Source organism: Mesorhizobium sp. (genome assembly GCF_024509055.1).
Classification (GTDB): domain Bacteria; phylum Pseudomonadota; class Alphaproteobacteria; order Rhizobiales; family Rhizobiaceae; genus Mesorhizobium.
Genome location: NZ_JANINM010000079.1, coordinates 1 through 5,490, shown reverse-complemented (window position 1 = coordinate 5,490; position 5,490 = coordinate 1). Strand labels below are relative to the sequence as shown.

Sequence of the window (5,490 nt, the reverse complement as noted above, 5' to 3'; positions counted from 1 at the left end):
AACATGAAGCTCTGGACATATTCGCAGCCCATCTGGCGCAGCTCCAGCGCGTCGCTTTCGTCCGAGATACCCTCGGCAACCACCGACAGGCCGAGCTCATGCGCCATGTTGACCATGGACTTGAGCAGCACCGCCCGCTTCGGAGTCGCGTCGTCGATGAAGCTCTTATCGATCTTGATCGTGTCGAAGGGGAAGCGGGTCAGATAGGAGAGCGACGAGTAACCCGTGCCGAAATCGTCCAGCGACAGCCCGATGCCGAGCTGCTTGAGCTTGGTCAGCACATGGGACGTTTGCTCGGGATTGTCCATCACCAGCGATTCGGTGAGTTCCAGCCGGAAGCAGCGCGGCTTCAGATTGGCGCGCGCGATCACCGAGCGGACGTCGCTGACCAGGTCGCGGCGGATCAGCTGGCGGCTGGAGAGGTTCACCGAAACGGAGAGCGGTGCGTCGCCGATCTGCTTCTGCCAGGTCGCCAGGTCTTCCGCCGCCTGCTGCATGGCGAACAGGCCGAGCTGCACGATCAGCCCGCAATTTTCCGCTACCGGGATGAAGTCCGCCGGCGGGATCATGCCGCGTCGCGGATGGTCCCATCTGAGCAGCGCCTCGAAACCTGCGACGGAGCCGTCCTCCAGGCGCACGATCGGCTGATAGGCGAGCGTGAACTCGCGCCGTTCGATGGCGCGGCGAAGGTCGGATTCGAATTGCAGCCGGTCGGTGCCGACGGTGCGGAATGCCGGGCGGAAAGGCTCGATCCTGTCGCCGCCGAAGCGCTTTGCCTGGTGCATGGCGAGCTCGGCGTCCTTGACCATGTCTTCGGCCGAGGTTTGCGCCGTCGTCCAGGTGATCAGGCCGATCGAAGCGGTGAGCACGATCTCGCGCTTGGCGAAGGTGATGGGATTGTTGATGGCGTGCTTGATGGCGTCGGCCACGGCGGCGATACGGGCCGGATCCTGTTCCGACAGCAGCATCAGCGCGAACTGGTCGCCGGCGAAACGCGACAGCGAATCCTTGGGCTTCAGGAGCCGGTGCAGCCGGCGCGCGATGGTCAGCAGAATGGTGTCGCCGGCTGAGATGCCGAGGCCGTCATTGACCTGCTTGAAACGGTCGATGTCGATGACGAAGACGGTCGGGCGCACCTTGTCCTCGGTGCGGGCGATCGAGATGATCGCCTCGAGCCGGTTCATGAACAGCTCGCGATTCGGCAGGCCGGTTAGGTTGTCATGCACGGCATCGTGCAGCAGCCGTTCTTCCGACTTCTTCTGCTCGGTCACGTCGACCATGGTGCCGACACAGCGGATCACCTCGCCGTCCGACCCGATGACTGGCCGGGCACGCAGCGCAAACCAGTGATAATGCCCGTCGGCGCCGCGCAGGCGGAAGTTTTGCGCGACGCGGCCGCGTCGGTGTTCGAGCACCACGTCGAGCGTGGTGCGGAACGTGTCGCGATCGTCGGCATGCAGCACCGGCAGCCAGTTGCGGGCTGCCCCGCCAAGGCTGTTGGGGGCAAGGCCGAGCTGCAGGCTGACGTCGGGCTTGGTCACCACGCGGTCGCGCAGGACGTCCCAGTCCCACACGGTGTCGCCCGACCCGGCCACGGCCAGCGCCTGCCGTTCGAGGTCCGAGAACAGGCCCTGGTGCAGCGCGCCGCCCGCGAAGGCGTGCTGCATGACGGTGAAGCCGATCAGCAGGATGATCAGGATCAGGCCGCCGCCAAGCGCCGGCTGGGCGATGTCGTTGTCCAGCATGCCGGTGATCGCCATCCAGGAGCCGCATAGCCAAAGCAGCACCATCACCCAGCTGGGCACCAGCATGATCGCGCGGTCGTAACCACGAATGCCGAGGAAGACGATGAGGCCGAGCCCGGTTAGCGCGGTGGCGGCAAAGGAGATGCGCGCGATGCCCGCGGCGACTGCCGGATCGACAATGGCGACGCCGGCGATCAGCAGCAGTCCGAGGATCCAGACCAGCGCGCCATAGCTGAAATGGCCATGCCATCGGTTGAGGTTGAGATAGGCGAAGAGGAAGACGACGAAGGTGGCGGCCAGGGCCACTTCTGAGCCGGCCCGCCACATCTGCTCGTTGACGGGCGATATCTCGATGATCTTGTTGAGGAAACCGAAATCGACGCAGATATAGGCGAGCACCGCCCAGGCAAGGGCGGCGGTGGCAGGGAACATCGAGGTTCCCTTGACGACGAACAGGATCGTCAGGAACAGCGCCAGCAGGCCCGCGATGCCGATGACGATGCCGCGAAACAGCGTGTAGGAATTTACCGAGTCCTTGTAGGATTCCGGCTCCCACAGATAGACCTGCGGCAGCTTCGGCGAGGCAAGCTCGGCGATGAACGTCACCACCGTTCCAGGGTTCAGCGTCACTCGGAAGACGTCGGCGTCGGGACTGGTCTGGCGGTCGAGCGCAAAGCCTTCGCTGGGCGTGATCGCCGCGATGCGGGTAGAGCCGAGGTCCGGCCAGAAGATGCCGGAATTCACCAGGCGGAAATGCGGCGCCACGATCAGCCGGTCGAGCTGCTGGTCGGTCGAGTTGGCGAGCGCGAACACCGCCCAGTCGCCGGTCGAGCGCGCGTCATTGGCCTCGACCTCGATGCGCCGCACGATGCCATCCGGACCAGGTGCGGTCGAAACCTGGAAATGCTCGCCCTGGTTCCGGTAGATTTCCACGGCGCGGGAAAGGTCGAGCGCCTTGTCGTCGCGCGCGATCTTGATCGGCTCGACGGCAAGCGCGGGCGCCACCGCCGAAAGCGTGACGGCGGCCGTCAGGATAAGGGCGAACAGCGACGCGATTCGCGAAAAATTCGTCACAATCAGCCCTTCGTTCCATCGCCCGGCGGATCGTCCGCGATCCGGGCGTAGAGGTAGTGATCCTGCCAGATGCCATTGATCCTGAGATAGGATCGCAGAAGTCCTTCGCGCCGGAATCCGGCTTTTTCAAGCACGCGGATCGACCGGGCGTTTTCGGGAATACAGGCAGCTTCGATCCGGTGCAACCTCAGCGTATCGAAGGCAAAGCGCGATACCAGCTTGACCGCTTCCGTCATCAGTCCGCGCCCGCCGAAACGCTCGCCGATCCAGTAGCCGATGTGGCCGCTTTGCGCGACGCCATAGCGGATGTTGCCGAGCGTGATTCCACCGGCGAGCCTGCCGCTCGATTTCTCGAAGATGAAGAAAGCGATGGCCGTGCCTTGCGCGTAGTCCTCGCGGTAGCGGCTTATGCGCAGCCGCCAGGCGGCGCGGTCGAGTTCGTCGGGCTGCCAGCGCGGCTCCCAGGGCTCCAGGAACGCGCGGCTTTCGCCGCGAACCGTCGACCATTCGCGGTAGTCATTGGTCAGCGGGACGCGCAGCGTGACCTTTTCACCCTTCAGCGCCGGCAGATCGCGGCGAAAGAAAGGGAGCGCGAACACGGCGCGTGGTCTGGATCAGACGGCGAGCCTGCGGGCCGTCGTCTGCGGGCCTGCAAGCGATTCGAGGATCGCCTCGTAGGGCGCCAGCGTGCCCACGGGGCCGACCGCCGTCAGCGTCGGCTTGGTCGAGAACAGCCGCGACGAGAGGTCGGTCAGCCGGTCGACGGTCAGCGCCGCCAGCCGCTCCATCAATTCCTCCTTGGCAATCGGCCGCCCGAACAGAAGCAACTGCCTGGCGATCTGCGAGGCGCGGCTGGCCGGGCTTTCCGCCGACATGATGAGGCCGGCGCGATACTGCGCGCGTGCCCGGTCGAGCTCTTCCTGCAGGATGCTTTCGCCGGCCTTCTGCAATTCGTCGATGATCACCGGCACCAGCTCCGCGATGTCGCTCTGCCCGGTGGCGGCATGGACGCCGAATATGCCGGTGTCCGAGAAACCCCAGTGGAAGGCATAGACCGAATAGCAGAGGCCGCGCTTCTCGCGCACTTCCTGGAACAGCCGTGACGACATGCCGCCGCCGAGGATCATCGACAACACCTGCGAGGCGTAGAAGTCGCGCACATGGTAGGCGCGCCCCTCGAAGCCGAGCACGATCTGCGCGTCCATGAGGTCGCGGTTCTCACGGAAGTCGCCGCCGACATATTGCGCATATTGCGGGATGTTGCTCTCGGCCTTGGCGCGGAACCCGCCGAGCTGCTTTTCGACCTCGCGCACGAAATTGTCGTGCTTGATGTCGCCCGCGGCGACGATCACCATGCGCTCGGCGCCATATTGCCGTTCGATGAAGTCGTGCAGCTGTTTCGAGGTGAATGACTTGACCGTTTCCGGCGTACCGAGGATCGAGCGGCCGATGGTCTGATGGCGGAAAGCCGTTTCGGTGAAACGGTCGAAGACGATGTCATCCGGCGTGTCGTGCGCGGCGCCGATCTCCTGCAGGATCACATGCTGCTCGCGTTCCAGCTCGTCCGGATCGAACTCCGACTCCTGCAGGATGTCTGCCAGGATATCGACCGCCAGCGGCACGTCGGCCGAAAGCACCCTGGCGTAATAGGATGTCGTCTCCACGCTGGTGGCGGCGTTGATCTCGCCGCCGACATTCTCGATTTCCGAGGCAATCTCGAAGGCGCTGCGCCGCTTCGTCCCTTTGAACGCCATGTGCTCGAGCAGGTGGGCCATGCCATGCTCTTCGTCGCGTTCATTGCGGGCGCCTGACTTCACCCAGGCGCCTAGGGCAACGGATTCGATGCTTGGAAGGGTTTCGGTGGCGACTGTCAGGCCGTTCGACAGACGGCTTACCTCAACACCCATATGGCAAGTACTCCCTAACGCGCCGCCCGCGTGTGGCGGCTCACGTAATCTTCCACCATTTTCAAGTCGGATGGAAGTATCGTGTATTTTTCGTCGGCTGTCATCAAGCCGTCCAGCCACGCCGGCAGCGCCGGGGTGACGCCGCTCGCGGCCTCGACCGCCGCGGGGAACTTGGCCGGATGCGCGGTGCCGAGCACCACCATGGGCACGGCGCCGGAGGCATGCGCGGCCGCCACATGCACGGCGGCGGCCGTGTGCGGGTCGAGCAGGTAGCAGCTCTTCTCAAGCGTCGCACGGATGGTCGCGGCGACTTCGTCGACGGTCGCGCGGCCTGCGTCGAATTCGGCGCGGATGCGCGCCATTTCCGCAGCCTCGATGGTGAACGCGCCGGATTGCTTCAGCCCGTTCATGTAGCGTCGGACCGTCGCAGCGTCGCGGCCCGCCGCCTCGAACAGCAGGCGTTCGAAATTGGACGACACCTGGATGTCCATGGATGGCGAGGTCGTCGCGAACACGCCCTTGGTCCGGTATTCGCCGCTCGCAAGCGTGCGCGCCAGGATGTCGTTGTCGTTGGTGGCGATGATCAGCCGCTCGATCGGCAGGCCCATGCGCTTGGCCGCATAGCCCGCGAAGATATCGCCGAAATTGCCGGTCGGCACGGTGAAGGATACCGGCCGGTCGGGCGCGCCGAGCGACAGCGCCGAGGAGAAGTAATAGACGATCTGGGCCATGATGCGGGCCCAGTTGATCGAATTGACGCCCGA

The 5,490-nt window shown here is 64.7% G+C and carries 3 protein-coding genes and 1 pseudogene; all 4 read right to left on the bottom strand.

Annotated elements, in window-relative coordinates:
* Positions 1-2,819 (bottom strand): EAL domain-containing protein (locus Q0L57_RS04955; RefSeq protein WP_296738907.1); only part of this gene is annotated, 2,819 nt, incomplete at its 3' end.
* A gap of 2 nt (positions 2,820-2,821) precedes the next feature.
* On the bottom strand, positions 2,822-3,418 hold the full coding sequence (locus tag Q0L57_RS04950; protein WP_296738905.1) for a GNAT family protein: 597 nt from the start codon (positions 3,416-3,418) through the stop codon (positions 2,822-2,824).
* A 15-nt stretch (positions 3,419-3,433) separates the two neighbouring features.
* Positions 3,434-4,726, bottom strand: a complete 1,293-nt coding sequence (locus Q0L57_RS04945) for a pitrilysin family protein (protein WP_296738901.1) — start codon at positions 4,724-4,726, stop codon at positions 3,434-3,436.
* Positions 4,727-4,740: 14 nt separating this feature from the next.
* Positions 4,741-5,490, bottom strand: a pseudogene (locus Q0L57_RS04940) (threonine synthase); the annotation flags it as partial.

Coding starts and splice junctions, on each gene's coding strand:
- Q0L57_RS04945 (WP_296738901.1), bottom strand. CDS start 4,726: ATGGGTGTTGAGGTAAGCCGTCTGTCGAACGGCCTGACAGTCGCCACC.